The 25,780-nt window shown below is 71.1% G+C and carries 25 protein-coding genes; 15 read left to right on the plus strand and 10 right to left on the minus strand.

What is annotated here, in order from left to right; translation table 11 throughout:
- Positions 1 to 9: 9 nt before the first annotated feature.
- Positions 10 to 1,191 carry a serine hydrolase domain-containing protein gene (locus tag JIW86_RS36960; RefSeq protein WP_257558692.1) on the minus strand — a complete coding sequence of 394 codons (1,182 nt, stop codon included), beginning with the start codon at positions 1,189 to 1,191 and terminating at the stop codon, positions 10 to 12.
- 235 nt (positions 1,192 to 1,426) lie between these two features.
- Here JIW86_RS36960 and JIW86_RS36965 point away from each other — a divergent pair, with 235 nt between their 5' ends.
- Positions 1,427 to 2,752, plus strand: a complete 1,326-nt coding sequence (locus JIW86_RS36965) for a HEAT repeat domain-containing protein (RefSeq protein WP_257558693.1) — start codon at positions 1,427 to 1,429, stop codon at positions 2,750 to 2,752.
- A gap of 58 nt (positions 2,753 to 2,810) precedes the next feature.
- On the opposite strand, the gene JIW86_RS36970 is transcribed toward JIW86_RS36965, so the two are convergent.
- A complete protein-coding gene (locus tag JIW86_RS36970; RefSeq protein ID WP_257558694.1) occupies positions 2,811 to 3,257 on the minus strand; it encodes a hypothetical protein in 447 nt (148 codons plus the stop codon).
- A gap of 376 nt (positions 3,258 to 3,633) precedes the next feature.
- Between JIW86_RS36970 and JIW86_RS36975 the strand changes: the two genes are divergently transcribed.
- Entirely contained in the window at positions 3,634 to 4,245 is a 612-nt protein-coding gene (locus JIW86_RS36975) for an RNA polymerase sigma factor (protein ID WP_215140456.1), read from the plus strand.
- A gap of 329 nt (positions 4,246 to 4,574) precedes the next feature.
- Here JIW86_RS36975 and JIW86_RS36985 read toward each other — a convergent pair whose 3' ends face one another.
- Positions 4,575 to 5,021, minus strand: a complete 447-nt coding sequence (locus JIW86_RS36985) for a DUF2809 domain-containing protein (protein WP_416237639.1) — start codon at positions 5,019 to 5,021, stop codon at positions 4,575 to 4,577.
- A 136-nt stretch (positions 5,022 to 5,157) separates the two neighbouring features.
- A complete protein-coding gene (locus JIW86_RS36990) occupies positions 5,158 to 5,598 on the minus strand; it encodes a nuclear transport factor 2 family protein (RefSeq protein WP_257558695.1) in 441 nt (146 codons plus the stop codon).
- Between the two features lie 121 nt (positions 5,599 to 5,719).
- Here JIW86_RS36990 and JIW86_RS36995 point away from each other — a divergent pair, with 121 nt between their 5' ends.
- From JIW86_RS36995 to JIW86_RS37010, 4 genes are all read left to right on the plus strand, one after another.
- The gene (locus JIW86_RS36995; protein ID WP_257558697.1) at positions 5,720 to 6,292 is read left to right on the plus strand and encodes a TetR/AcrR family transcriptional regulator; all 573 of its coding nucleotides are present in this window, start codon (positions 5,720 to 5,722) and stop codon (positions 6,290 to 6,292) included.
- Between the two features lie 219 nt (positions 6,293 to 6,511).
- Positions 6,512 to 7,192 (plus strand): helix-turn-helix transcriptional regulator, encoded by a 681-nt coding sequence (locus tag JIW86_RS37000; RefSeq protein WP_257558699.1) that lies wholly within the window; start codon positions 6,512 to 6,514, stop codon positions 7,190 to 7,192.
- A 32-nt stretch (positions 7,193 to 7,224) separates the two neighbouring features.
- Positions 7,225 to 7,749 (plus strand): DUF3291 domain-containing protein, encoded by a 525-nt coding sequence (locus JIW86_RS37005; protein ID WP_257558700.1) that lies wholly within the window; start codon positions 7,225 to 7,227, stop codon positions 7,747 to 7,749.
- 169 nt (positions 7,750 to 7,918) lie between these two features.
- Positions 7,919 to 8,677, plus strand: coding sequence for a MerR family transcriptional regulator (locus JIW86_RS37010; RefSeq protein ID WP_257558701.1), 759 nt, complete (start codon positions 7,919 to 7,921; stop codon positions 8,675 to 8,677).
- 18 nt (positions 8,678 to 8,695) lie between these two features.
- Here the strand turns inward: JIW86_RS37010 and JIW86_RS37015 are convergent, their stop codons facing one another.
- The gene (locus JIW86_RS37015) at positions 8,696 to 9,475 is read right to left on the minus strand and encodes an alpha/beta fold hydrolase (protein WP_257558702.1); all 780 of its coding nucleotides are present in this window, start codon (positions 9,473 to 9,475) and stop codon (positions 8,696 to 8,698) included.
- A 442-nt stretch (positions 9,476 to 9,917) separates the two neighbouring features.
- Here JIW86_RS37015 and JIW86_RS37020 point away from each other — a divergent pair, with 442 nt between their 5' ends.
- The 6 genes from JIW86_RS37020 (at position 9,918) to JIW86_RS37045 (ending at position 18,895) form a co-directional block, all read left to right on the plus strand.
- Positions 9,918 to 11,159 carry an amidohydrolase family protein gene (locus JIW86_RS37020; RefSeq protein WP_257559587.1) on the plus strand — a complete coding sequence of 414 codons (1,242 nt, stop codon included), beginning with the start codon at positions 9,918 to 9,920 and terminating at the stop codon, positions 11,157 to 11,159.
- A 146-nt stretch (positions 11,160 to 11,305) separates the two neighbouring features.
- Entirely contained in the window at positions 11,306 to 12,349 is a 1,044-nt protein-coding gene (locus JIW86_RS37025; RefSeq protein WP_257558703.1) for a hypothetical protein, read from the plus strand.
- 154 nt (positions 12,350 to 12,503) lie between these two features.
- Complete coding sequence (gene lanKC / locus JIW86_RS37030; protein WP_257558704.1) at positions 12,504 to 15,146, plus strand: class III lanthionine synthetase LanKC; 2,643 nt, start codon at positions 12,504 to 12,506, stop codon at positions 15,144 to 15,146.
- A complete protein-coding gene (locus JIW86_RS37035; protein WP_257558705.1) occupies positions 15,133 to 15,267 on the plus strand; it encodes a SapB/AmfS family lanthipeptide in 135 nt (44 codons plus the stop codon). Before lanKC ends, JIW86_RS37035 begins: the two co-directional genes overlap by 14 nt.
- Before the next feature lie 68 nt (positions 15,268 to 15,335).
- Positions 15,336 to 17,120: an ABC transporter ATP-binding protein gene (locus tag JIW86_RS37040; RefSeq protein WP_257558706.1), complete on the plus strand. Its 1,785-nt coding sequence runs from the start codon at positions 15,336 to 15,338 to the stop codon at positions 17,118 to 17,120.
- On the plus strand, positions 17,117 to 18,895 hold the full coding sequence (locus JIW86_RS37045; protein WP_257558707.1) for an ATP-binding cassette domain-containing protein: 1,779 nt from the start codon (positions 17,117 to 17,119) through the stop codon (positions 18,893 to 18,895). The genes JIW86_RS37040 and JIW86_RS37045 overlap by 4 nt, the downstream gene beginning before the upstream one ends.
- A gap of 34 nt (positions 18,896 to 18,929) precedes the next feature.
- Here JIW86_RS37045 and JIW86_RS37050 read toward each other — a convergent pair whose 3' ends face one another.
- Together JIW86_RS37050 and JIW86_RS37055 are read right to left on the minus strand one after the other, a co-directional pair.
- Positions 18,930 to 19,538 (minus strand): response regulator transcription factor, encoded by a 609-nt coding sequence (locus tag JIW86_RS37050; protein WP_257558708.1) that lies wholly within the window; start codon positions 19,536 to 19,538, stop codon positions 18,930 to 18,932.
- A gap of 176 nt (positions 19,539 to 19,714) precedes the next feature.
- Complete coding sequence (locus JIW86_RS37055) at positions 19,715 to 20,164, minus strand: SRPBCC family protein (RefSeq protein WP_215140443.1); 450 nt, start codon at positions 20,162 to 20,164, stop codon at positions 19,715 to 19,717.
- Positions 20,165 to 20,375: 211 nt separating this feature from the next.
- On the opposite strand from JIW86_RS37055, the gene JIW86_RS37060 reads away from it, so the two are divergent.
- The 3 genes from JIW86_RS37060 to JIW86_RS37070 all read left to right on the plus strand — a co-directional run bounded on the left by JIW86_RS37060 (position 20,376) and on the right by JIW86_RS37070 (position 23,358).
- The gene (locus JIW86_RS37060) at positions 20,376 to 20,810 is read left to right on the plus strand and encodes a VOC family protein (protein WP_257558709.1); all 435 of its coding nucleotides are present in this window, start codon (positions 20,376 to 20,378) and stop codon (positions 20,808 to 20,810) included.
- 158 nt (positions 20,811 to 20,968) lie between these two features.
- Positions 20,969 to 22,333, plus strand: coding sequence for a PQQ-binding-like beta-propeller repeat protein (locus tag JIW86_RS37065; protein ID WP_257558710.1), 1,365 nt, complete (start codon positions 20,969 to 20,971; stop codon positions 22,331 to 22,333).
- A 293-nt stretch (positions 22,334 to 22,626) separates the two neighbouring features.
- A complete protein-coding gene (locus tag JIW86_RS37070) occupies positions 22,627 to 23,358 on the plus strand; it encodes a hypothetical protein (protein ID WP_257558711.1) in 732 nt (243 codons plus the stop codon).
- 35 nt (positions 23,359 to 23,393) lie between these two features.
- On the opposite strand, the gene JIW86_RS37075 is transcribed toward JIW86_RS37070, so the two are convergent.
- The 3 genes from JIW86_RS37075 to JIW86_RS37085 form a co-directional block, all read right to left on the minus strand.
- A complete protein-coding gene (locus JIW86_RS37075; protein WP_257558712.1) occupies positions 23,394 to 24,260 on the minus strand; it encodes an NAD-dependent epimerase/dehydratase family protein in 867 nt (288 codons plus the stop codon).
- Positions 24,261 to 24,378: 118 nt separating this feature from the next.
- Positions 24,379 to 25,239, minus strand: a complete 861-nt coding sequence (locus JIW86_RS37080) for a LysR family transcriptional regulator (protein ID WP_257558713.1) — start codon at positions 25,237 to 25,239, stop codon at positions 24,379 to 24,381.
- 79 nt (positions 25,240 to 25,318) lie between these two features.
- Complete coding sequence (locus JIW86_RS37085) at positions 25,319 to 25,732, minus strand: hypothetical protein (protein ID WP_257558714.1); 414 nt, start codon at positions 25,730 to 25,732, stop codon at positions 25,319 to 25,321.
- Between the last annotated feature and the right edge of the window lie 48 nt (positions 25,733 to 25,780).

Genomic DNA, 25,780 nt, shown 5'->3' on the forward strand with positions numbered 1-25,780 from the left:
GCGTGCGGCTCAGCTCGAGGGGGCCGGTGCGGGGCAGTACTCGGCTTCCATGATGCTGGTCGGGGAGCCCACGCTCCAGTCCCCGTTGCGGTTGTAGGCGAGCTGGTGGCGGCCGTCCTCGGTGGTGACGGCCAGGGACGTCGACCCCACCATGCCTCCGCCGTGGCCCCAGACCGTGGTGCCGCAGCTCGTCCGGAGCTTTGTGATGCCGAGCCCGTAGGACATGTCGGGGCGTTGGGGGGTCGAAACGGTGGTCTTCATGGCCTTGAGCTGTTTCGGCGGCAGCAGCTCGCCGCGCAGCAGCGCGCTGTAGAACCGGTTCAGGTCGCCGGTGGTGGAGATGATGTCGCCATCGGCCCAGCCCTGCGACCCGTTCATCTCGGTGACGTCGTCGATCCGGTCGGGTGCCGACTCGAAGAGCTTGGAGTAGCTGCGGCTGCTGGGCTGGGGCATGTGGATGCTGTTGCCCGGGTTGGAGGTGGCCCTCAGACCCAGCGGTTTGATGATGCGGCTGCGGACCTCTTCCTCGTACGTTCGCCCGCCCACCTTTTCCATGATCAACCCGGCCAGGATGTAGTTCGTGTTGGAGTACGAGAACTCTTCACCGGGCGTGAACAACGGCTCGTGGGAGAGCGCCACCTTCACATGCTTCTCGGGCGGCAGGGTGTCGTAGCGGTGCTTGAGGTAGCCCTCACCCCGCATGTACGTCTCGAGGTACTCCTCGTCGGCCAGATAGTCGAAGAGCCCCGACGTGTGGTTGAGGAGCTGACGTACGGTGATCTTGCCGCCGTCGTTGCCGTTGCCCCGTACCAGGCCCGGCAGATGGAGCTCCACGGTGTCGTCGAGGTCGAGTTTCCCCTCCGCCTCCATCTGGAGCAGGACGGTCGCCACGAACGTCTTGGTGATACTGCCGATCCGGAACCGGTCGTTCGTGCCGCGCGGCGCGCCGGTTGTCAGGTTGCCTACACCCGACGTCGACTTCCAGATGCCGTTGGCGTCGCGTACCTGGGCCGTGATGCCGGGGATGCCGCCCTTCACCTCCGCGTCCATCGCACGCCGGGTCGCCTCGTGCCCCGCCGTCGAGGGCGCGGTGTCCGACGATGCCTGGGCGGGGACCGCGAAGGCGGTGGCCGCCATCGCGGCCGCCGCGAGACCGACCGCGCCGACCCGTGCGGTCTTCCGTAACGTCATGTGTGCTCCTTACCGTCTCGGTGCTCGGTTGTATTCGCGCGGTTCCCCTGGAACCGGTGGGGTCCGCTGTCACAAAAGACCGCAAACGATCACCGGATGGTTGAGCGAACCTCAGGATTGGCTCCGCCACTCACCTTGCGTCCGGCGTACCCCATTCCCTCGACGAGCCGGCCCACCGGGCGCCGAGGCCTTGTCGTCGATGGGTGTGTCAGTGGCGCTGGATAGGGTGCGCGCCATGGACAGGGAACAGGTGGTCGAGGAGCTCACCGGCTCCTGGGAGGCGACGCGGCCGGTGCGGGACGCGCTGGTGCGACGTGGCGCCGAGGTCGTGGGGCCGGTGCTGGAGGTGCTCTGCGACGAGCGGTCGCCGGTGGAGTTGACGGTCTCCTCGGACGTGTTGTGCCGGATCGGGCATCACGCACTTCTGCCCCTGGCAGGGGCCATCGCGTCAGCGGATTCACCCGAGGTCGCGCGCAGGGCCGGCTACGCGCTGGGACGGCTTCAGGTGCACGATCCGGCGGTCTACCTTCCCTTGCTCACCCACCCGCATCCCAAGGTCCGTGCCGACGCGCTCCTCGCTTTCCAACGCCTGGGCGAAACCGCGCTGGCTTTCGCCGACCGGCTGACACCGCCGCTGGGCGATGCGGACACGGAAGTCCGCCGGCGGGCCGTCTGGGCGTTCGAGGCGATCGGAGGTGCGGCGGTTCCGGTACTGCGACGCCTTCGCCGGTCGCCTGCTCAGGCGCCGCGGCTGCGGGCCGGTGCCCTGGAGGCTCTCGCGGCCATCGGGGGACCGACTGCCCTGGACGAAGCGGACCGGAACGCAGTACGCCGACTGACTCGGATCAAGCAGATCGGCGAGGTGCCGGAAGGTATGCATCTGTGCGGTTCCTGGTACGCGGTGCCCACAGCGGACCGAGGTGCGGTCCTCGAGGCCTTCGACCTGGGTGCGGGGGAGCCGGTCACCGTACGGACGGGGGCTGCCGCCTGGAACCATGATCACCACGTCTGGAGCGGCCGCGGTCACCACGCGTGCGCGCGGGTCTTCGTCAGCCCCGTGCTCGACGGCTTCACGCTCGTGTTCGGCGACTCCTCCCAGGACACGCACCGCATCGAGGACGCAGGCGACGACGGCCGCGACGAGGCCAGGGAACGCGTCGTACGAGAACGGTGCGCTGACCTGAGCCGCCGGTTCGGGGCCGCGCAGTGGTACGGGACGAGCTGCGGCGACGGCTGGACTGCCTGGTGCGTCGCCGAGGACGGTGAAGTGGTCCGCTACTACGACGCGTACGACGCGGAAGAGACCGGCGACGACGGCCCCGGACACCCGGCAGAGGCCGGCTACCTGCTGCCGCACGAGGGCGGCTTCCCGGAGGACGCCTTCGACGGGGACAACCTGATCGCGATCCCCGACACTTGTTACGCCGTCGACATCGCCGCACGGCTGTCGGTCGACCCGGCATCGATCGGGGCCACGACACAGGTCAGGGGCCACGGCTTGCTCGCCCTGACCGCATGCGGCCGCGAACAGGGGCACCCCGCGGGTGCACTGCCCGTCTGAGCCTCCGAACCGGGGCGTACTCCGTGCGCCCCGGCCCGCCGGTTCAACGTTCAGGCGCTCAGGTCTGGCATTGCTTGGTGGACGCGGGAGACCAGCCGCTCCAGGCAGCGCCGTCGGCCCGAGCATGTACTCGGATCTCGACCTTCACGGGGCCGCATACCCGGGTCGTGCTACCCACTTCGACAGGGCCGATGGCCTCGCCGGCCCGGACGTAGGAGCGACCGCTGCCCACTTTCTCCCAGTGACCACCGTCGACCACACGGAAGAACGCCTCGTAGGAGACATTCAGTCCCTTGGTTCCGGTGTTACGCGCCTTGATGTGCGCCGTGATCTCTCGACTGGGGAACTCGCCGACAGATCCCCGCTGGGCACTGATGCAGCCATTGATGGCGACACGGCCGGTCGACGTACCTCCGCCGCACGCGATTGCCGCAGCGTGAGCGTTGGCCGGGATGGTCAGCATGGTCAGCGCGGCTGCGCCCAGGATCGTTCCGGTACGCCTCAAATACAACGTTCCATACCCTTCTTTGAGCCCGTTTCTCTGAACAGACCACGGCTCACCTTGGGGTACGACGTCTCACCGAGTTTTTCGCCCAAATGGGTGCAGGTGGTGGCGTAGGTGGCCGGTGATGGGACGGGTGCGCTCACGTTCAAAGAAAACTTCGGCCAGAGGTGAATCCTTTCCGGACCTCCCCGCCTCTTGTCTGTGTACCGGCCGAACGGGCCGGCAGAACCGGGAGGAACACCCATGATGGTCGCTGGCCTCGTAGTGATCGGAGCCCTGCTCGTGGGCGCGTGCAGCTGGCATCTGATGCGGCGTTACAAGAGCCGAAGCTGACCAGTGCCTGCGCCGGGAGGCGCCTTCCGGGAGTGTGTAGCAGATGAACCAACGTTTCACCTGGCCGGACGAGCGGCTGATCAGGGCCGCTCAGGACGGCGACGTCACTTCACTCACCACCGTCGTCATGGAATCCCAGCCTCATGTGCGCAGGTTCGCCATATCGCTCTGCGCCTCGCCGCAGGACGCGGAGGACGCGGCGCAGGAGGCGCTGATCATCCTTTACCGGAAGATCGGCACCTTGCGGGCCACTGGCGCGCTTGCCTCATGGATGTTCCGGATCGTGCGCAACGAATGCCTCCGGCAGGTACGGCTGCTCGTCTCGCGGAGCGATGAGGCGTCGGCCGGACCGGACGGTTCCGCGGAACAGTCCGCGGAACCGTCCGCCGAGGACGCGGTGCTGCACAGGCTGGAAGCGGAGCGGATCGCGGCTGCGGTCAGTTCCCTTCCCAGTGACCAGCGGCAGGTCCTGATCCTGCGCGACGTACAGGGCCTGCCCGGCAGGACCGTCGCCCATTCGCTCGGTCTGAGCAACGCCGCGATGAAATCTCGGCTGCACAGAGCACGTGCGGCACTGCGCCACTCTCTGGCAGTGACCGACCAAGCACCCGATCAAGCCATCGCCCAACCAGTCGGAGGAGACTCACGACCGTGAACACCCTGAACACCTTGAACACCGTGAAGCCCGCGCAGGCCGCGAAGGCCCGGGCCATCACACAGTCCGCAGGGCCCGAGATGAACTTCGCCAGCAAGTCCGTCCCGCGCCACCTGGGGCGCGGCGCCATCGGATTCGGGCTGATCATCGGCTCGATCGCCCTGGTGCCCGTCGTCGGCCCGGTCACCCTGCTGGCGGCCCCGTTGGCCCTGATCGCCTTCCGCGGCTGCCCCACCTGCTGGATGGTCGGCCTGGCGCAGACCATCTCCCGGGGCCGTCTGGAGCGCCAGTGTGTGGACGGCGTCTGCACCCTTACCAAGGCGCACCCGTCAGCGGTGGCCACGGACGAGCCGAGATCCGACACTGTGCCTGGTCGTGACCACGGTGTGGATGAGCCATCCGGCCGCCGCGCCGACTGCGTACCAGAGCAGGTCGGGTGGGTTGAAGGTGGAACCGAGCGCGAAGCGGGCGACGGTACTGCGCTCGGAGAGCTCCGCCGGGACGCCACTGAGCTGTAGGAACTCGACCAGCCAACTGACGGCCAGCGCACATCCGGCGGCTTTCAGGGGTGTCACGCGGGGCGCGGCCAAGACGACAAGAGCGAGGAGCAGGACGGTGTACAGGGCGTCTCCGCCGTACTTGGCCACGCTCCCCGCCGCCACGGCCCTGAGCCCCAGCCCCACGCCGACGATCACCACCGCGGCACCCGCTGCCGCCAGACGGGTCCGTACGGGGTCGGCGGCGGAACGGTCACGGGTTCCGGGTATCAGGGGCACGGGGTCATCCTGCCGGAGACCTGGTGCTCGCCCGTGCTCGCCCCGCCCGCTGCGAGCCGGCCAGCCTCCCTCCAACGCGAGTCGGCCGCTTGGCGTGACGGACCGGCAGGTCATCGAGGTCAAGACCGCACTGGTGCTACTTGCCGTCCAGCGCCTCCACCAGCTGAGGCAGGTTGCCGCCGGCCACGACGAGGGCAAGGTGGTCGTGGTAGTCCCGGCTGCTGACGATCAGGCCGTCGCGGACCCGCAGCACCTGGATGTTGGCGGCCTCGAAGGTCCGCCCGGTCACCCGGTGGTGCACCTGGTAGTCGAACTCGGCGACGACCACCTCGGCGTCGTCGGTTTCCCGGACGACCACGTTCACCGGGGTCAGCTCCACGGGCGAACTTGCGGAGACTTGAGCGAACCGCTCCCTGAGTGCGGCCCGCCCCTCGACCCGGCGCGGACCGACCGGCTCGAAGACGGTCTCCACCACGGCGTCCTCGGCGTAGAGCTCGGCCAGTTCCGTGAACCGTCCCGCGCCGATGCCCTCGATCAGCTTCTGGAAGACTTCGCGCGGTGACAGCGTTTCAGGCATGCCAAACCTCCGGTGGGATCCACGGCTAGAATCGGACTGGAAACTCCGTTTTCACGATACGGACTGGAGAGTCCGGTTGTCCAGGGTGGCTCTGCCGTCGACGGCGAAAGGTGGGACAGGGATGGGTGGCGCTCAGGAGCGCCCGCTGCGGGCTGACGCGGCCCGCAACCGGGCCAGGCTGCTGGATGTCGCCACGGAGGTGTTCACCACCCGCGGCGTGGGCGTGCCGACCGAGGAGATCGCCCGGATCGCCGGGGTCGGAGTCGGCACGCTCTTCAGGCACTTCCCGACCAAGGAGGCACTGCTGGAGGCGGTGATGGTGCGCCGGCTGGAGGAAATGGCAGCCCGGACGGCTCAGTTGGCCGCCGAGTCCGGTCCCGCCGAAGCCTTCTTCGCGTGCTTCCGCCTGGTGGTGGAACAGTCCGAGGGGAAAAACGAGTTCGCCCAGGCTCTCGCTGTGGCCGGGGTGGACGTGCATGCGTCCCTGCAGGAGCCGACCATGGAGATCCAGGCCCGGCTGGCCGATCTGCTGGCCGGGGCACAGCGGGCTGGCGCGGTCCGCCCGGAGCTGGGCCTGCCGGAGTTCATCGCCCTCCTGGCCGGCACCGGCAGGGCGATGGAACAGCTCGGAGTGGATCCGGCACCCCGGGAGCGGATCTTCGAGGTGGTCTTCGACGGACTACGGCCACGCTGAATCGAAGGCGTGCAATCCGTACTTGTTCGGGCGCACCGACGAGTACGTCGACACCAACCACTTCCGGAGACTTCAACCCACGAGGTCGCACCAGAACGAGACGGTCGCCTTGCGGTCCCATGCCTCGTCCTGACGGTCCAAGCCAGGTCCACCGAACTTCTACGCCCCGCAGGCACCCGTCCTTCTATCACCAACCTGTGTTGTTCCTAGAATGGCCGTGTGGAGGATATCGATGCGATCGCGGTGTTGCAGGACCGGGTGCGGCGGCGCCTGTATGAGTACGTGGCCGCGCAGGGCCGTGAGGTCGGCCGCAACGAGGCCGCCGAGGCGGTCGGGGTGGCGCGCACGCTCGCTGCGCACCATCTGGACAGGCTGACCGAGGCGGGGCTGCTGGAAAGCGGCAGTCGTCGCCTGACGGGCCGCTCGGGGCCGGGGGCGGGACGCCCGGCCAAGGTGTACACGCGGGCGCGGGCCGAGTGGTCGGTGTCGCTGCCCGCCCGCGACTACCGCACCGCCGCTGAGCTGCTCGCCGAGGCCGCCGAGCAGGCCGGGCTGGACGCCGGGCTCTGCGCGGCCGCGCGCCGTCGGGGTGAGGCCCTTCGTGGCTCGGCGGAGCCCTGTGGCGGCCTCGAAGAGGCCATGGAGATGCTGGCCGCCCGCGGCTACGAACCGCACCTTGAAGGTATCGAGGGTGCCGAGGGGGCGGCCGGACCCGTCGTCCGTATGCGCAACTGCCCCTTTCATGCTGTCGCCGAACGCTTCCCGCCGCTCGTCTGCGGCATGAATCTCGCGCTGCTGGAGGGGCTGCTCGGCGCGGACGGCCCCGTCCGCGCCCGTATGGACGCCAGGCCGGGGGAGTGCTGCGTGGTGGTCGAGACTTCTAAAAACAATGATGATTGACATAGAAAAGTGAGTCGTGCTGGGATGGGTCCATGACCGCATCCACGCATGCCGCCCACCTCGCCCAACTCAACGTCGCCACACTCCTCTACCCCTTCGACGACCCGCGCGTGGCGCCCTTCGTCGAGATGCTCGATCCGGTCAACTCCGCCGCCGATGGCGCGCCCGGTTTCGTATGGCGGCTCGCGGAGGAGGGGGAGGCCGACGCCACCGGCCTGCGCCCGGCGGGCGAGGACGTCATCGTCAACCTGTCGGTGTGGGAGACCCAGGAGGCTCTGTGGGACTTCGCCTACCGCAGCGGGCACCTGGAGGTGATGCGGCGGCGCCGCGAATGGTTCGAACGGCACGTCGAGGCGCACCTGGTGCTCTGGTGGGTCCCCGCCGGTCACCTCCCGACCGCCGACGAGGCCCTGGAGCGGCTGGCGGACCTGCAGGCGCACGGGCCGTCCCCGCGCGCGTTCACCTTTGCCTCCTCCTACACCGCCGCCGAGGCCGCCCAGCACCTTCAGACAGTGCCGCCGGCGCAGCCAGAGCAGGCCGCCGGAGCGCGCGGTTGACGTCGGCCGGGGACTCGCCGGCGGTCTGAAGCAAGGACGTTCAGCCCAGCAGGGCAACGAAGTCGGGTGAGTCCGGGTTCCGGGGTTGAAGTTGTCGCTGCGTCAGCTTCTACCGTCCTTTCCAGGGCCGGAGAGACCGGCCCGGTGACGCACTCGTGAGGGAGCGGTGATGGACTGGTCCATCGCGGAGGTGGCCCGAATCTCGGGCGTGACCGCCCGGACCCTGCGCCACTACGACGAGATCGGTCTCCTCCCGCCGGCCCGGATCGGCGCCAACGGCCACCGCTACTACGAGGACCGCCAGCTTCTGCTGCTGCAGCAGATCCTCGTCCTGCGGGCGCTGGGCGTCGGGCTGCCGGAGATCGGCCGGATCCTGTCCGAGCAGGTCGCCGAGGTGGACGCGCTGCGCGGCCATCACCGGCGGCTGCTCGCGGAGCGAGACCGGCTCGACGCCCTGGCCGGCACTGTCTTCCGCACGATCGTCGAACTGGAGCAGTCCGGAAAGGACGGCCGACCCATGACCATCAACCGACCTGAGAACCTGTTCGAGGGCGTGCAGCCCTCCCAGTACGAAGAGAACATGCGCGACTTCCCCGAGCTCGCCGAGGAGGTCGGTCGGCGGGCGGCCACGATGAGCCAGGCCGATGCCGAGGCCGGACACCGCGAGCGCACAGCGCAGATGATCCGGCTGGCCGAGCTGATGGCCGCCGGCCACCGGGCCGACGCCGAGCCCGTGCAGGCCGAGATCGGCGCCCAGTACGGGGCGCTCACCGAGCTGCGCGCCGTGTCCGCCGAGGAGTACCGCGCGATCGGGCGCTCCTGTGTGGACAACGAGGCCTGGCGCGCCGCTTACGAGGCGATCACCCCGGGCCTGGCCGCGTACCAGCGGGACGCCATCGATGCCTACGCCACGTCCAGGCTGAGCTGACGCCGAGCCTGTTTCGGGTCAGCTCGAGCGCTCGACGCGCGCGAGCCAGTCAGTGAGGAGGGCGCGCAGGAGTTCCGGTTGCTCGTGGGGCAGGGCGTGTCCCGCGTCGTCGGCCACGGCGAGCGAGGCGTGCGGGTAGTGGTCGACCAGGTCGGTCGCGGCGGCATATCCGACGGTCGAGTCCAGCCGCCCTGCCACGACCACTGTCGGCCCCGCGTAAGCCGGCGCGTGATCGGGAGTCAGCGTCCATCGTTCGCCGATTCGCTCGAGCGCTGCATGGTCGACGAGCGCGGCGGCTGGGGCGACGTAGCGTTCGTACCGTTCGAGCATCTCCGGGGTCTGGATCACGAAGTAGCTCCGGAAGACGTCGTCGCCGATCTCACCCGATCCGGCGACGACGCGGTGCTCCGGCACGTCGCGCAGTTCTGACAACAACGGACAGACGAGCGCCAGACCGGCGACCTGCGCCGGGCGCCTCGCGGCCATCGCCTGCGCGTAGTACGCGCCCGCCGAGTGGCCGACAAGGAGGTGCGCGCTCCCGCCAGTGACCTCGTCGGCGAAGTCGAGCAGCGTGTCGAGCACGTCGTCGGCGCTGCGCAGCGTTCCGGGAGCGACTGTCCGGCCCATTCCGGGAAGGTCGGGATAGATCCGCCGCAGCCCCGCAACGCCGTCGAAAGCCAGCTCGAAGCAAGCCTCGGCCTCGCGGTGGTCGACGCCGGCGCCATGGAGTACCAGTACGGGTCGACCGGTCCCGTACTCCACGTAGTGGACCACCACCTGGCCCACTCGGATCTCCATCCCCGCAGGCTACCCGCGCAGGGGCGACTGAAGGATGAGTACGTGCCGACGGCGTTCTCGAACCCACCCGATTTCTACAAAATGTTGACGCGCCTCTATCGGAAATCCCGCCGCCTGACGGACGATCCAGGTACCCTCCCCGCTTTTCGTCTGACGTCTCGTCGGCGCAGGGAAGGGCGAGCCCACCCCGGCCGTTGGGAGGCAACACGACATGGACCCGCTCCGTGAATGTCCCGGCACCGCCTCAGACGCAGCGCATGCAGCGCATACAGCCCCGCACCCTGATCCCCGGCCCGCGCCGCCCAGCCGCCGCGGCGTACTGGCTGGCCTGGGCATGGCCGCGGCCGTGCCCTTGGTCCTCGGCGCCGGTCGTACGCAGCCGCGAGGGGGAACCCCGACGGGCCGGGCTGCGGTGCTCAGGAACGCCGCACTCGTGCTCACCATGGACCGCGCCCTCGGCGAAGGCCCGCTGGGCGCCGTGGAGCAGGCGGACGTCCTCATGCGCGACGGTCTCATCTCGGCAGTCGGCAAGCGGCTGCCGGCCCCGCCCGGCACCCAGGTGATCGATGCCGCCGGGAAGCTGGTGATGCCGGGGTTCGTGGACGTCCACACGCACCTGTGGCAGTCGTCGATGCGAGGCGGCTGCGCGGACCGTGACCTCTTCGGATGGCTGGCCGACTGCAATTGGCGGACGTTCTCCCGGATCGCACCGGCGGACATGTACCGCTTCGTCCGCCTCGGCGCCCTCGACTCCCTGCAGTCCGGTGTGACCACGCTCGTGGACTGGGTGGACGCCATCCCGTACGACACCACGGTCCAGTACGTACGGGCCCTGGCCGATACGGGGGTGCGCTTCGCCTACGCCATGTTCCAGGCCGAGCGGGATGCCACCCTGATCACCCGGGCGAAGCGGGAACTCATCGACCCGGTGCCGCTCGCCTCGGCGCAGGTCGCCACGCACGCGGCGCGGGCCATCCAGGGCCTCAACCGAGTTCACTGGGAGATCGCCCAGGATCTCGGCGTTATGCTCAACAGCCATGTCCTCGAACGCAGCGAACAGCGGGCGGACGACCCGATCGGCACCCTGACGGACATCGGCGCGCTGGGCCCCCGGCTGCTGATGAACCACGCGATCCACCTGACCGACGACGAGCTGGCCGCTGTCGCCTCGCACGACGTGAGGGTCTCGCACTGCCCGCTCAGCAACATGCGGCTCGCCTCGGGGATCATGCGGCTGCCGGACTTCGGCCGACGGGGTGTCAAGGTCGGGCTCGGCCAGGACGGCGGCACCAACGACACCTCGGACTTCTTCGCCCTCATGAAGACGGCCGTCGGCCTGCAGCGGGTTCGCGCCCAGGAGACGTCGGTGTTCCCCCAGATCCACGACGTGCTGCGGATCGCCACGCTCGGCGGAGCCGAAGCGATCGGCATGGCCGACACCGTCGGGTCGTTGACGCCCGGCAAGAGCGCCGATGTCATCGTGATCGACCCGGCCGCCCTCAACTTCGCGCCTCGGTTCGACTGGATCAACCAGATCGTGCTCAACGGCCGACCGGAGAACGTCCACGCGGTCTTCGTGAACGGCCGGCCGCTCAAACTCAACGGACGCCTCGTCGACGTGGACCCCGGTCGGGTCGTACACGAAGCGGAAGCCGCGGCCGCGCGACTTCGGGCCGTCTCCTGAACCCGATTCCCCGGGTCAGGCCATCAGGGAGAGTTCGGTCCGGTTCGGTCCGGTCCGGTGCGGCGATGTAAATGGCAAATCTCCTTACGGCTGACGTGTCCGCGACGACAATGAGGGCTTCGGGTGTGGCTACGGGGGGACGGCGCATGGTCGAGCAGGTATTAGCGATCTTCACTCAGATGGCCGGAGGAACGGCCGCGGTGGTCGGGGCGGAAGTGGGCCATGCCGTCTCGACCATCGTGCGCGATCGTCTGGGAACGACCGAACAGGGTCGCGCGGCGATCAGCACCGTGGAGACCAGCCCCACCGACCCGGCGGCCGTCGAGCAATTGCGGGACATCGTCGAGTCGGAGATGGCCGCCGATCCGCGCTTCGCCGAGCGGATTGCCCTGGCCCTCGCGGGTCCGCCTCCCGCATCCGCGCCTCGCATCAACACGGGCATTTCGTTCGACAACAGCCCGGTACGGGGCCGCCCCATCATTTCCATGGCCGGAGTGACGGTCAGCAATACCCGCAACGTTCGTTTCTCCCTGCTCGCCGCGGCTCTCGTGCTGGTCGCGCTGCTTGCCTTGGGCCTCTACGGCGGCACGCAGCTCTTCAACGGCGACGATTCCCCGGCACAGGGTGGAGCCGGGTCCCCAAAGTCCGCCACGGCCATCAAGGACGCGGCGCTGGCCAAGACGATCCCTCCCGGTATGGACAGCCTGCCGACCGGCTGGAGTGTCGGCTCGGGCTATCCCAAGGAGTTTCGCTGCGGGGGAATGCCCGCGAAGTGCCGAGACGCGCTGCTCGACATCCAGACGTCCTACACCCCGGGCTTCTACTTCGATCAGGCACAGATCGAAGTGGTGACCTATCCGAGCGTTGAAGCGGCGACCGCCGGATACGCCGAAATCAAACGAGAAAACGCGGACTTCGGATCCACCCCGACGCCGGTGGCCATGTCGAACGCGGGCGGAGACGAGTCCGCCGCAGTCGAATGGGCCAACAGTCCGACGCCCGGCATTACCGAGGCGACCGGCGCGTTCGCGGTCGTCAGGGTGGGGACGGTCGTCATCAATGTCGTCATGATGGACGAGGGCGCCGGCGGCACAGACCTCGGCATCCTCCAGTCCTTCGCCGCGACCGCGACCGCCCGCGCCCAGCAGACACAGAACGGTCAGGCTCCCAGCGCCGTCATGACGCGCTAGGCAGCGGTGCCAAGCCGGTGCCAAGCGGGTGTCATCCGGTGAGGAATCCCTCGTGACTCGTGAGTACTGCACACCCCGTCAGTGACAGCGGTGACTGTCGCCGCGTCCGCCGGGCGTGACACGGTCGGGTCTGCCACCGACCGAGGGAGCAGGTGTGAACAAGGGGTACGCCGCCTTCTGCGACTCCGACCGCTGGTTCTACGACGCGCCGTACCGGCGGGTCGGTGAGAGCTACGCGGCCGCCCTCGCCCCCGTCCCGCCGGGGTGGCGCTCGCACCGGAGCGGCGACTGGCTCGCGCTGCGTCCCGTCGGCGCCGAACTGCCCGCGCAGGGCTGGAAGATCCACGTCTCGGCCACGCTCGACAACGCCGAGTCGGTGCTGACGACGGTGTACGAGTACTGCACCTCCCGAGGCATCGCCTTCAAGTTCATACCGAGCCGGTACCTGTTACACCTGCGCAACGCCAAGTACGCCGACCGCGCGGCGAGCGGGAAGTTCATCACCGTCTACCCGGCCGACGAGCAGCAGTGCGGCCGGATCGCGGAGGACCTCGACGCCTCGCTGGCGGGAGCGGCCGGCCCGTACATCCTCAGCGATCTGCGCTGGGCCGCCGGACCGGTCCACCTGCGCTACGGCAGTTTCACCCTGCGGCACTGCTACGACGAGCACGGCGCACTGGTCCCGGCCATAGAGGCCCCCGACGGGCGGCTCGTACCGGACCGGCGCGGACCGGCCTTCCAGCCGCCCGAGTGGCTCGAACTGCCCGACTTCCTGAAGCCGCATCTCGCAGCGCGCTCCGCGGTCACCCTGACCGGCGTCCCCTTCACGGTGGAGCGGGCGCTGCACTTCTCCAACGGCGGCGGCGTCTACCTCGGGAAGGACAGCCGCACCGGCGAGGCCGTGGTCCTCAAGGAGGCCCGGCCGTACGCCGGGCTCGCCGCCGACGGCGCCGACGCCGTGACCCGGCTGCACCGCGAACAGGCCGCACTGGAACGGCTGACGGGCCTGGGCTGCGTCCCGGAGGTCCGGGGCACGTTCACCGTCGGCGACCACCACTTCCTGGTGCTGGAACACCTCGCCGGCAAACCGCTCAACACCTACTTCGCCCGCCGCCACCCGCTGATCGAGGCAGATCCCGACCCGGCGGAGCTCGCCTCGTACACCGAGTGGGCCCTCACCATCCACCGGCGGGTCACGGAGGCCGTCGACGCCGTGCACGCCCGCGGCGTGGTCTTCAACGACCTCCACCTCTTCAACATCATGGTGGCGGAGGACGAGACGGGCGAACCCTCCGTCGCGCTGCTGGACTTCGAAGCCGCCGCGCACGTAGACGAGGGGCTGCGGCAGACCGTGGCCAACCCCGCCTTCGTCGCACCGGCCGAGCGCCGCGGGTTCTCCGTCGACCGCTACGCCCTTGCCTGCCTGCGGCTCGCCCTGTTCCTCCCGTTGACCAGCCTGCTCGTCCTGGACCGGGCCAAGGCCGCACACCTGGCGGCCGTGGCTGCCGAACAGTTCCCCGTGCCGCGGCGGTTCCTCGACGAGGCCGTCGAGGAGATCCTGTCCGGCGTCCCGCAGGGCGCACCGGGCGACCGCGTGCCCGCACCGGCCGGGCCGTACCTGCCCGTCGAGCCACGGGAATGGCCGGCCGCCCGTACGTCGATGACCGCGGCGCTGCGCGCGAGTGCCACCCCGGACCGCGAGGACCGCCTCGTCCCGGGCGACATCGCCCAGTTCGCGACCGCCGGGGGAGGGATCGGCTTCGGCTACGGGGTCGCCGGAGTGCTCCACGCCCTCGCCGAGACCGGTGCCGAACCCTGGCCCGAGGCCGAGGAATGGCTCCTCGACCGCACCGCGGAACCGGCTTCCGGCACTCCGCTCGGCTTCTACGACGGCCTGGCCGGCACGGCCTGGACGCTGCACCGGCTCGGACACCACGACCGTGCCCTCGCCCTCGCCGACCTGCTGCTGCACCAGCCGTGGGAGAGCGCGGGCCCCGACCTGCACAGCGGACTCGCCGGCATCGGCCTCGCCCTGGACGCGCTCGGCACCGCGAGCGGCGAGAGCGAGCTGCACGCTGCGGCCCTGCGCTGCGCCGAACTGATCGCCCGGCCGGAGCATCGGCCCACCCGCGCGGGACTGCTGTACGGCAACTCCGGCCCCGCCCTGCTCCTCGTGCGGCTGTACGAGCGCACCGGCGACAAGGAACTGCTGATCCAGGCCGCCCACGCGCTCCACCGCGACCTCGACCGCTGCGTCACCAGCGCGTACGGCACCCTCCAGGTGAACGAGGGCTGGCGCACCATGCCGTACCTCGGCGAGGGCAGCGTCGGCATCGGCATGGTGCTCGACGACTGGCTGGAGCACGGTCCCGACGAGCGCTTCGAACAGGCCCGGCGCGAGATCGTACGAGCGGCGCAGGCGACCTTCTACGCCCAGCCCGGGCTGCTGCGCGGCGCCGCCGGGATGATCCTCCACCTGGCCCGGACCACCACGCCGGGCCCGGGAACCGGCCCCCAAGCCATCGCCCGCCAGATCGACGCACTGGCCCGGCACGCCGTGCCGTACCAGGGGCATCTGGCCTTCCCGGGCGAGCAGATGATGCGGCTGTCCATGGACCTCGCCACGGGCACGGCCGGCGCTCTCCTCGCCCTCGGCAGCGCGGCGCCCGGCGGGCGCGCGCACCTGCCGTTCCTCCCGCCGCTGCGCGAGCGCGGCGCCCCCAAGCCGGTCCCACCCGGGGCCGTGACCCATCGCACCACTCGAGAGAAGAAGAGGAACCGACATGACGCTTCTTGACCTGCAGTCGATGGAGACCCCGAAGGAAGAGTCCACCGAGGCCGCGATGACGGGCGGCGGCAGCCGGGCCAGCCTGCTGCTCTGCGGTGACAGCAGCCTGAGCCTCACGACCTGTCACTGATTCAGGTCACCTCGGGCCCGGGCGGTTCGCCGCCCGGGCCCGCACCACATCACTGGAGGCATCCGCCGATGAGGTCCCCCGACGCGGCGGTCCACACACCCGAGACGCAGACCGTGGAACGCGGCGCCGACCGGGCGCTCGTGGCAGCGGCGCGGCACAGCGGCGGGCGCACCGCCGCCGTCCTCGGATGCGCGGTGACGGCCGCCGCGGCAGCACTCGCAGAACCCGCCGTCCTCGGCCACACCCTCGACCTGCTGCTCCGCAAAGACCCGTCGGGCCCCGCCTGGACACTGCTGTGCGCCGCGGTCATCGCGGCCGAAGTGGTGCTGGACGCCGCCGCCGCACGGCTGACCGGTGAGGTGGACGGCCGCTCCACCGCCCGACTGCGCAGGCTGGGGCTGGCCCGGCTGCTGCGGACGGCTCCGCACCATGCGGCGCGCTACGCACCCGGCGAAACCGCCGCGCGACTGACCGCACACGCCACCGAGGCCGGGAAGGTCCCGGCCGCCGTCGCGCACGCCGTCGCCGCACTGCTGCCGCCGATCGGCGCGGTGGCCGCGCTCTTCCTCATCGACCTGTGGACGGCGCTCGCCTTCGTCATGGGCGTTCCGTTGCTGGTGCTCCTGCTGCGGGCCTTCGCCCGCGACACCCTCGGCAGTGTCGCCCGCTACCAGCAGGTGCAGCTCGCGACCGCCGGCCGCCTCGTCGAGGCACTGGCCGGGGCGCGCACGATCGCCGCCGCCGGCACCGCCGACCGCGAACGCGCGCGGATCCTCGCGCAGTTGCCGGAGCTCGGCACCGAGGGCAGGCGAATGTGGCAGGTCTACGGTGGCACGACGGCCCGCTCCGCGGTCCTCATGCCGATGCTCCTGTACGCGGTGCTCGCCGTCGGCGGCATACGCCTGTCGGCCGGGGCCATCGGGGTCGGCGAACTCCTCGCCGCCTTGCGGTACGCCGGCCTCGCGGCCGGGGTCGGCGCCGTGACCGGCGGACTGGCCGCCGTGGTCCGGGGCCGGGCGGCCGCCCGGAAGACCGCCGCCCTCCTGGCTCTGCCCGTCCTCGACCACGGCCGGTCGGAGCTGCCGGAAGGCGGCCCCGGCACCCTGGAACTGCGCGACGTCCGGGTCGTACGCGGCGGATCGACGGTCCTGCACGACATCAGCCTGGTGATCCCCGGAGGCAGCACAGTGGCGGTGGTGGGCCGCTCCGGCTCCGGCAAGACGCTGTTCGCCGCCGTGGCCGGCCGGCTCACCGACCCCGATGCGGGCCTGGTCCTGCTGGACGGCGTACCCCTGCGGGAGGTGACCGCCGAAGCGCTGCGCCGCGAGGTCGGGTACGCCTTCGACCGGCCCGCGCTGCTCGGGGACACGGTCGCCGACGCGATCGGGTTCGGAGCCGGTCCCGACCCCGGCCCGGAAGCGGTCCGCGTCGCGGCCCGGGCCGCCGGCGCCGACCTGTTCGTACGGCGCCTGCCCCACGGGTACGGCACGTGCCTCGCCGACGCCCCGATGTCCGGCGGTGAGGTCCAACGCCTCGGGCTGGCCCGGGCGTTCTGCCACGCGGGCCGGCTCCTCGTGCTGGACGACGCCACCTCCAGCCTCGACACCGTCACGGCCCGCGAGGTCGAGCGGGCGCTCGCCCACGAGGTCCGGCCCGGCACGCGGATCGTGGTCGCGCACCGCCTCTCCTCCGCCGTCCGCGCCGACCTCGTCGTATGGCTCGACGACGGGCGGGTGCGGGCGGCCGGCACCCACCGCGAGCTGTGGCAGCACGAGCCCGACTACCGGGCGGTGTTCGCCGCCGACGCGAAGCCGGCACCCGAAGGGGAACCGGCAACGGAGGCGGCCCGATGAGCGAAAGCGAGGCCTGGCGTCGGGTCGCCCCCGAGGGCCGACGGTTCCTGCGTGGCCGCAAGGGCGCTTTGGGGCGGCTGGCGGCATGGTCCCTCCTCGAGTCCGCGCACACGTTCCTCGGCGGCTACGGCGTGGCCCGCGCCCTTGACGACGGCTTCCTCGCAGGCCGTACCGCCACCGGTCTCGCCTGGCTGGCCGCAGCCGGAGCCGGAGCAGTGCTCGGCGGGTTCGCGCTCCGCGGTGTGTTCGCCGGACTCGCGGACCTCGTGGAGCCGCTGCGCGACGGCCTGGTGCGGCGGTCGGTACGGCAGGCACTGGACCGCGCGGTCGTCGACCCGGCGCGCGCTCCCGACGCGGGCGCGGTGTCCCGGCTGACCCAGCAGACGGAAATGGCCCGGGACTCCTTCGCCGGGCTGGTACTGACGGTGCGTTCGTTCGTGTTCACCGCCGTGGGCGCGTTCGCGGGCATGGCGGCCCTGGCTCCCGTGCTGCTGCTGATCGTGCTGCCCCCGCTGCTGCTGGGCGTGGCCGCCTTCCTGGCCACGCTCCGACCCATGGCATCCGTACAACGCCTGTCCCTGGACACCGACGAGGCGCTGTCGGACCGGGTGGCGGCGCTGGGGGAGGGCCTGCGCGACATCGTCGCCTGCGGTGGACAGGCTGCGGCGGAAGCCCGGGTCGAGCCCCTGATCGCCACCCAGGAGCGGATGGCCCGCAGGCTCGCGCGCTGGGCGGCCCTGCGCACGCTGGCCCTGGGTACGGCGGGCCGGCTGCCCGTGATCGCACTGCTCGCCGCGACGCCCTGGCTGCTCGGGCACGGAATCACCGCCGGTGCGCTGGCCGGCGGCCTCATGTACGTGGTGCAGGCGTTGCTGCCGGCTCTGAACTCCCTGATGACGGCACTGGGTTCCGCAGGCACCCGCCTCCTGGTGGTGCTCGAACGCTTCTGCGACCCGTTGTCGCCGGCCCCGGACCACGGCCGCGCGACGAAGCCGCGGGGGAGCGTCGTCCACGCCGGCCGGCGGACCGCCGCCGCAGCCGAGCTCCGGGGCGTCACCTTTGCCTACGGCCCCGGGGCGGCTCCCGTACTCGACGCCCTAGACCTGGTGGTGCGGCCGGGGGAGCACCTCGCCGTGGTCGGGCCGAGCGGCATCGGCAAGTCCACGCTCACCGCGCTGCTCGCCGGGATGCTGTCACCCGACGCGGGTACGGTCCTCGTCGCCGGTGCGGCCGCCCGCCGGGAACCGGGTGCGACGGGACCGGACCCGCGGCGGACCCTGCTGCCGCAGCAGGCCTACGTGTTCACCGGCACCGTGCGGGAGAACCTGACGCATCTGTCCCCGGGCCCTGGGGCCACCGGGCCCGGGGATGCGGATGCCCAGGTGCGGCGCGCCGTCAGCGCCCTGGGGCTGGAAGACCTGGTGGAACGGCTGGGCGGCCTGGACGCCGAGGTGTCCCCCCGACTGCTGTCCCGGGGCGAGAGCCAGCACCTGGCACTCGCCGCCGCCTACCTCTCGACGGCCCCGCTGCTGCTGCTCGACGAGGCCACCTGCCACCTGGACCCGCGCACGGAGGAGCGTGCCGAACGGGCCCTCGCGGACCGGGCCGGCACGCTCGTCGTCGTGGCCCACCGCGTCTCGTCCGCTGCCCGCGCCGACCGGGTCCTCGTCCTCGACGGGACCCGGGCCGTGTGCGGCACGCATGCGGAACTCCCGGCCAGGTCGGCCCTGTACCGCGATCTGGTGGGGAGGTGGAACGGCACCTCGGACGAGTGACGCGCCTGCCGTGCCCGGCCGCGGCGGCCGCCGATCAGACCCAGCCCGCCCGCCGGGAAATACGGATCGCGTCGATGAGATTGCGGGCACCGGTCTTACGGGTCGCCGCGGCCATGTAGTTGCGTACCGTCCCGCTCGCCAGGTGCAGTGTGCGTGCGATCTCGGGGATGGAATCGCCCTCCGCGGCCCGGGCCAGCACACTGAGTTCCCGAGGGCTCAGCGGTACGGGGTCGGCCTCCATGAAGGCGGAAGCCAGCGAGGCGTCGATGAACCGTTCCCCCGCGGCCACCTTCCGGACCGCCCGTACCAGCCGTCCCGGCGAGCCGTCCTTGTCGACATAGCCGCGGGCCTCGGCCCGGAAGGCCCGGTGCAGGGAACCGGGTGCGCCGATCGAGGCGAGTACCAGGACCGGAGACGGGGACGTGAGGACCTGGCCGTCCGCGCGTCCGTTGTCGGCCAGGACGGCCGTCGCCCCCGGACAGTCGAGGTCGACGACCGTCACGTCTGGTCGTAAGGACTCGGCCTGGCGTACCGCGGTCCGCCAGCCTGCCGATGTGACCTCGAAGGGCCCTTCCGATCTCAGCAGGGCGGCCAGTGCCGATCGGACCAGGCTGACACTGTGCAGGACGAGGACCTTCGTCATCGTGTGCTCTCCTCGGTTGACGAACCAACGGCACCACACGGGTGCCCCCGTACAGGGGTGATGGAACGTCACTGCGGGGGGCGCGGAGGGGCGTACGGACAACTTGGCCGAGATACCCAGGGATTTCGCTACCCTTAGGCGGGTTACCCCCTTGAGAGCGGCGCCGTCCCGCGCTGTCAGACCTCGCCGCGCCAGGCGCCCGTCTCGACCCCACGCGACTCGATGAACAGCTTGAACCGCTTCAGATCACCCACCACCTGCCGCTTGACGAAGCCGAGCTTGTCGGCGGCCGTTTCGGCCAGGCCGTCGGGCACCCAGTTCATGTGCAGGACGACTTTGGTGGTGGTCGCGTCGATCGGCTGGAAGGTGACTATCCCGGCCTGGCGGGCCTCCCCGCCGACCGTCATCCACGCGACGCGCCGATCCGGGAGCTGCTCGGTGATCCGTGCGTCGAACTCGCGCTGGACACCGTTCACGTTCGTCACCCAGTGGGTGAGCGTGTCCGTGCGCTGCTCGATGCGTTCGACCCCCTCCATGAAGGCGGGGAACTCCTCGAACTGCGTCCACTGGTTGTAGGCCGTGCTCACGGGGACGTTGACCTCGACATACTCCTCGACGTGCGACATGCGCACCCCTTTCGTGTCGTCGGCAGCCCCGCACCCTGAGGTGCGGGTCGTCCGTCAGGACGTCTCGAGGCGCGGTTGCCCGCCCCTGAGGGCCACATGCGCGGGGGACGCCGACGATCGGAAGGTGCTGCACCGTACGGGAGGAGCCGGCCAACCGGCTCGCGGGCCGTACGGTGCGTGTACGGGCGACGACGCAGGGCACACGCGGTCCATGACGGTCCCCAAGACAAGCGTTCTCATCCTGGACTGCGCCGAACCCGAGCCTCTGGCACGGTTCTACGCGGAACTGCTCGGCGCCACGGCGGGTCCGGCGACCGGCAACGGGGAGCTGTTCCTCGTCACCGGCCGCACCGGCACGGTGCTCGGCGTCCGCCGCGATCCCCATCACGCGCCGCCGAGCTGGCCGCTGCCGGAGGAGTCCCAACAGGCCCATCTGCGGATCCTGGTGGCGGCGGACTCCCTCGACGAAGCCGAGCGAGAGGCCGTGGTCCTCGGGGCGCGCCCGGTGGCGGCGGAGGAGGACGGCACCCGGCTGGACAACCGCACGACGCTGCGCCGGTTCACCGACCCCGCGGGGCACTCGTTCGTCATTGCGGCCGTACGGGAGGACCCGGACCCCACCCCGCTCACAGGATGGCGGCCATGACGGACCAAACGCCCCGGCTTGCTGCCACTCAAATGGCCGCCGTTCACGGGAGGTTTTGAGCTACTCGATCTCTCATCCGTCACGATTCGGCGGCCCGGACCGGTGGGAGGCAGGGCACGGCTTACGGTGGTCCCTCGTGTACGGCGGGGGGAGCCGTGGTGAAGCGAGGTGTCCGTGCGGGGCTGGCAGGGCCGGCGCTCGTCGCCGCCCTGGCGGGATGTTTCGGACCGCAGCCGCCGATGTTCGACGACGGCAGGTCCGAGCGGGTCGTGTCCTGGCGCGGCGGACTGCCGGTGGCGCCGGGCGCGGACGGCACCTGGGTCCTGCACCAGGACTCCACCGGCATCTTCGGGCAGGGAACGAAGCTGGCCCGTTTCCCCGACCGGCCGGCCGGTGAGGCGCCAGCCGCTGCCGGTAGGCGCAAGGACGGCGAAGTTCCGGGCTGGACCGTCGAGTTGCCGCCTGAGTTCGCACTCACCTCGAAGGTCCCCGGGTCACCGAACTCGGCCCTCTCCGACCCCGGCAGCGGCTCCATGGTGGTGCTGGTCGGAGGCCGCCCCGGCCGGACGGGGCCCACGGACGTGGCTCGCGTCGACACCGAGCACGGAACCCTCGCCTGGCGGCACGAACTGCCGGACGGCGCCCTGGTCTCCTACTCCAGCGAGGGCTCGAGCTCAGTGCTCGTGGAGGCCGCCTGCGCCCCGGACGGCTGCCGGGTCACGGGGTGGGACCCGTGGTCAGGGCAGCAACGGTGGGAGCGTACGGAGCCGGGAGCCACGTCGGTACTGGACGGCTGCGGCCGCGACGCCCTCTTCCGTAATGCCCACCGGTGCGAGACCTACCTGGTGTCGGGCGAGCGGATGGCCCGGGTGAACCCGGAGACGGGCGAACCGCACTGGGTGGAAGGGCTGCGCTTGCCCGAGGGCCGGATCGACCGGGTGGGTCTCCAGGCCGACAGCCGATTGATCGTGGTGACCGCGCCGGCCGAGGACGACTGCCGGGCCGCGGTGGTGGGGAGCGCCGTCACCTCCGGGACGGGTGACGAGGGCTGGCGCCTTGACGTCACCTGGGATCAGCCCCAATCCGCCCGTGACCCGGAGACCGGATGCCGCTGGGACCGTACAGTGCCGCTCGACGCCGGGGTCAGGCTTGTGGTCCCGGATGCCCAGGGGGCGTACGTCCTCAACCCGTACTTCGGCACCTTGCGACCCGTTTCGCGCCTGGCCCCGGGCGAATACCCGGTCCCCGACGCGGGGCGGACGATCGTTCGCGCGCCCGGACGGGCCGACCGCGACCTGAACGACCCGGCCCGTCCGGTGCGCCCGTCCGGCCTCGGACCCGAGGCCGTTGTGGTCGGCGAGGGCTTCTGGCAGGACGGGCGGCAGCTGTACCTGTACGGCCGGGACGGCCGGATGCTGTGGCGAACCGAGTCCGCGTGCCGGGCGAACCTCACTCGGCACGGCGCACTGCGCTACTGCGACGGGGGCGAACTCGTCCTCCTCAGCCCGGTCGCCCGCAAGTGACCGACGGGTCCGTGTCCCAGAGCTACCTGCCCACCCCAGCAGGTCCCAGGTCTCGTCCACGCGGGTAACAACGCATGACGTCCGCGCGCGGCTACGACGGTCGGCTGCAGCTCCGTGTCCTGGGCTGCTTGGATGCCAGTGGTCAGCGCGCGAGGGTAGGCCGGTGGGTGGAGATCAGTACCGACACCTGGGCTGCGGCGCCGGGGAGCACAGCCCGGCCGTCGGGCGTTGGACCATGGAAGGGAGCGATCTCGTTGGACACACTGCACTACCCGAGCGATGAAGAGGATCTGATGAGCGCGGCTGACGAGGGACGGCAGTGGCCGGACGAGGCCAGTGTCGACAACGCGAGGACGACGCTGCTGCAGCTCCTCGCGCGGACGGGGGTCCCTTCCGGTGATGCGCGGCAACTGATCGGTCTCCTGGAGGCGGGAGCACTGGCTCTCGCGCACGAGGAGCTGAGCGGCGGCGCCCGGAGCGCGCCGGGGGACAAGGGCGAGGCGTACGAGGCGGGCCGGCTCGACGGCGCCGGGGGCCTCCTGGAGGAGCTCGGCGCCATCGCCGAGCGGACCCTGCTGCGGGTCGTGGGGGAAGACGGGCAGCAGGGCCCGGCCGGGGAGCGTCCGCGGGCCGGGCGTATGGAGGTGGAGCGGGCGCGGGTGGCGGTCACACCTCTGTACCTGTCGTTCACCGCGGTCTCGGAGTTGGATCCGGAGGTGACCGACGAGGTGCTCACCGCGGTCCTCGGTACGATGAGCCTCCGGCAGCGGGCCAGGTACGCCGGGCGGCTGACGGAGTTCGCCGCGGCCCACCGGGCCAGGCTGGAGCGGCTGTTCGCGGCGTACGGACCGGGCAGCGCCATCAGGGTGCACGGCCGCTATTCGCTCCTCCACTCCGCCACGAGCATCGCCGTGCTGGAGCGGCTCGTCGCCGCGCCGCAGGAGCTGCGCGAGGAGTGGGACGCCGCGGAGCTGCCGCCGGCGTGGCTGGACGGGCTCATGACGGCCTGGAACGCCCCGGCCTGACCTCGTCCGGGGCAGGCACCGCTTGCCCTGCTGGTTCAGCCCTGGGCCAGTTCGGCCAAGGCATCGAGGCGGGTGGGCGTCCAGCCGAGCTCGCGGCGCGCCTTGGCGCCACTGAACTGCTGGTCGAGGGCGAACGCCTCGGCGATCGGGCCCATTCGCTGCACTGCCTCCTCGAGGGTCAGGGAGTCGATCCTCCCGGGGCACCCGGCGGCCTGGCCGAGGGCTCGGGTGACGTACGTCAGCGCAGGGTTCTGGCCGCTGACCCCGGCGTAGACAGAACCGGCCGGGGCGTTCAGGGCCAGGACGTACAGCTCGGCGATGTCGTCGACGTGGACCAGCGCCCAGTGGTTGGAGCCGTCGCCGATGCAGGGCACGGCACCTGCGGTCCGTCCCGGCTCGACGAAGAACGACTGCACCAGTCCGCCGGAGCGGCCGTAGACCAGCCCCGGCATCACCACCACCGGGCGCTCTCCGGTGGCGGCCCGGGCGAGCACCCGCTTCTCGTTCTCCAGCCGCCAAGCGGTGATGCGCGGCGGGCTCAGCGGAGCGTCCTCGTCGACGACCCCGTCGGTGTCGCCGTACACCCACACCCCGCCCGTGTGCACATAGGGGCCCCTTCCCACGCCGTCCTGCAGCGCCTCCGCCGCTGCGCGGTCGACGTCCGCGGTGCCCTCGGCGTAGTCCACCCCGAGGTGGATGACCCCGTCGGCCGCGCGGGCCGCCTCATGGAGGACATCGGTGTCGGTGAGCGCCCCCGCGACCGGGGTGGCACCAAGGTCCGACACGGTGCGCGCCGCGTGCTCGCTGCGCGCCAGCGCCGTCACGCCGATGCCGTGCGCGGTCAGTGCCCGGATGGTGGAGCGGCCGATGTAGCCGGAGCCACCTGTGATGAAGATCTGCATCGCACTCACGGTCCTTGTCGATCGAGGGCGGCGGGGGATTCCGCCGCTCCTCCACCCTGGCCCCGCGCGGAGGCCGGCGTCCAAGACCTCTTCTGTCAGCGGTGATGTCCCCAGGGCATCAGTACTGGGCAGCGGCGATGTCGACGAACTCCGGGAGCAGAGGGGAGCGGCGGCCGGCGCTCCAGGCAAGGCAGACCTCGCCCGGGCCGATGTCGTCGATGGGCAGGTGCGCGACATCGGTATGGGTGTAGTAGGCGGCGGTGGACAGGGGAAGGACGAGGACGCCCCCGGAGGTCGCGACGTGTTCCAGCTTCTCCTCGACGGTGGCGAACGAGGGCGGCGGCCCGGCCCCCTCGCCACCGGAACGCTCGGGAAGGTCACGCCACTCGGGGACGGCGTCGGGGTCCTGCAGCAGCCGCTCGGGCGCCAGATCCGCGATGACGATGGACTCCTTGCCCGCCAGCCGGTGGTCCGCCGGCAGTACGGCGACACGGGGCTCCCGGAAGAGCGGGCGCAGCTCCAGGCCGCGACGCTCGACGGGCAGCCGTACGAAGCTCACGTCGAGAAGGCCCTCGTGCACCCCTTGGACCTGGTCGCCCCAGGAAGTGCGCACCACCTGCACACTCAGCTCGGGATGCCTGGCGGAGAAGGCGCGCACCGCGCCGGTCACGGTGATCCCGGGCATGAATCCGACCGTGAACGCCGAAGATCCGTGGGTGGCCTGCTGGACCCGGCGGCGCAGAGCCTGCGCGGTGGCCAGCAGGGGGCGCGCGTCCTCAAGCAGTTGACGGCCGGCGGCCGTCAACTCGGTGGTCTGCTTGTTCCTGGTGAACAGTTGCGCGCCCAGCTCCTGCTCCAGCGCGCGGATCTGCCGGGACAGCACCGGCTGCGTGATGTGCAGCCGCGCGGCGGCCCGCCCGAAGTGCAACTCCTCGGCCACGACCACGAAGTAGCGCATCTTGCGCAGATCGACATCCACGACATCTCCCACCGTGCCGACGCCATGTCCCAGCCTAGTTCCAGAGGCCCTGCCTGCTGCCGTTGGACGGCAGCCCGGGTCAGGGCATCTCGTCGGGGTCGCAGCTGGCCCGGCGCAGCCCGATCGTGCGCAGGGCCCGCATCAGCGCTTCGGAGTCTCCGTCGCGCACGATGTGGACGGCTCCCTCGGCCGCGAGCCCCGACACCGCCCGGGGCACGCGGGCGGCGGCCGTCCGCAGTACCACCGCGCTCGGGGGATCCAGGGCCCGCACCCCGTGGAACACGCGCAGGACGTCCGGGTCTGTGTCGAGGCTGTCGAGCCCGGCGGGCAGGGCCAGGACAGTGATATCGGGCAGAAGGACCCGGGCGTGGGCCAGAGCGACGGCGGGATCGTGAGCATGCGAGACCACCCGGAAATGCGGGTTGCGCTGGATACCGGAGCGCAGCAGCTCCAACTGCTCGCCATCGGGCACGCCGACCACCAAAACCGTCATCACCTGCTCCATCCTGCGTTCCGGCACACCGCGAGGCGACCCGGGACC

Source organism: Streptomyces sp. NBC_00162 (genome assembly GCF_024611995.1).
Taxonomy (GTDB): Bacteria; Actinomycetota; Actinomycetes; order Streptomycetales; family Streptomycetaceae; genus Streptomyces.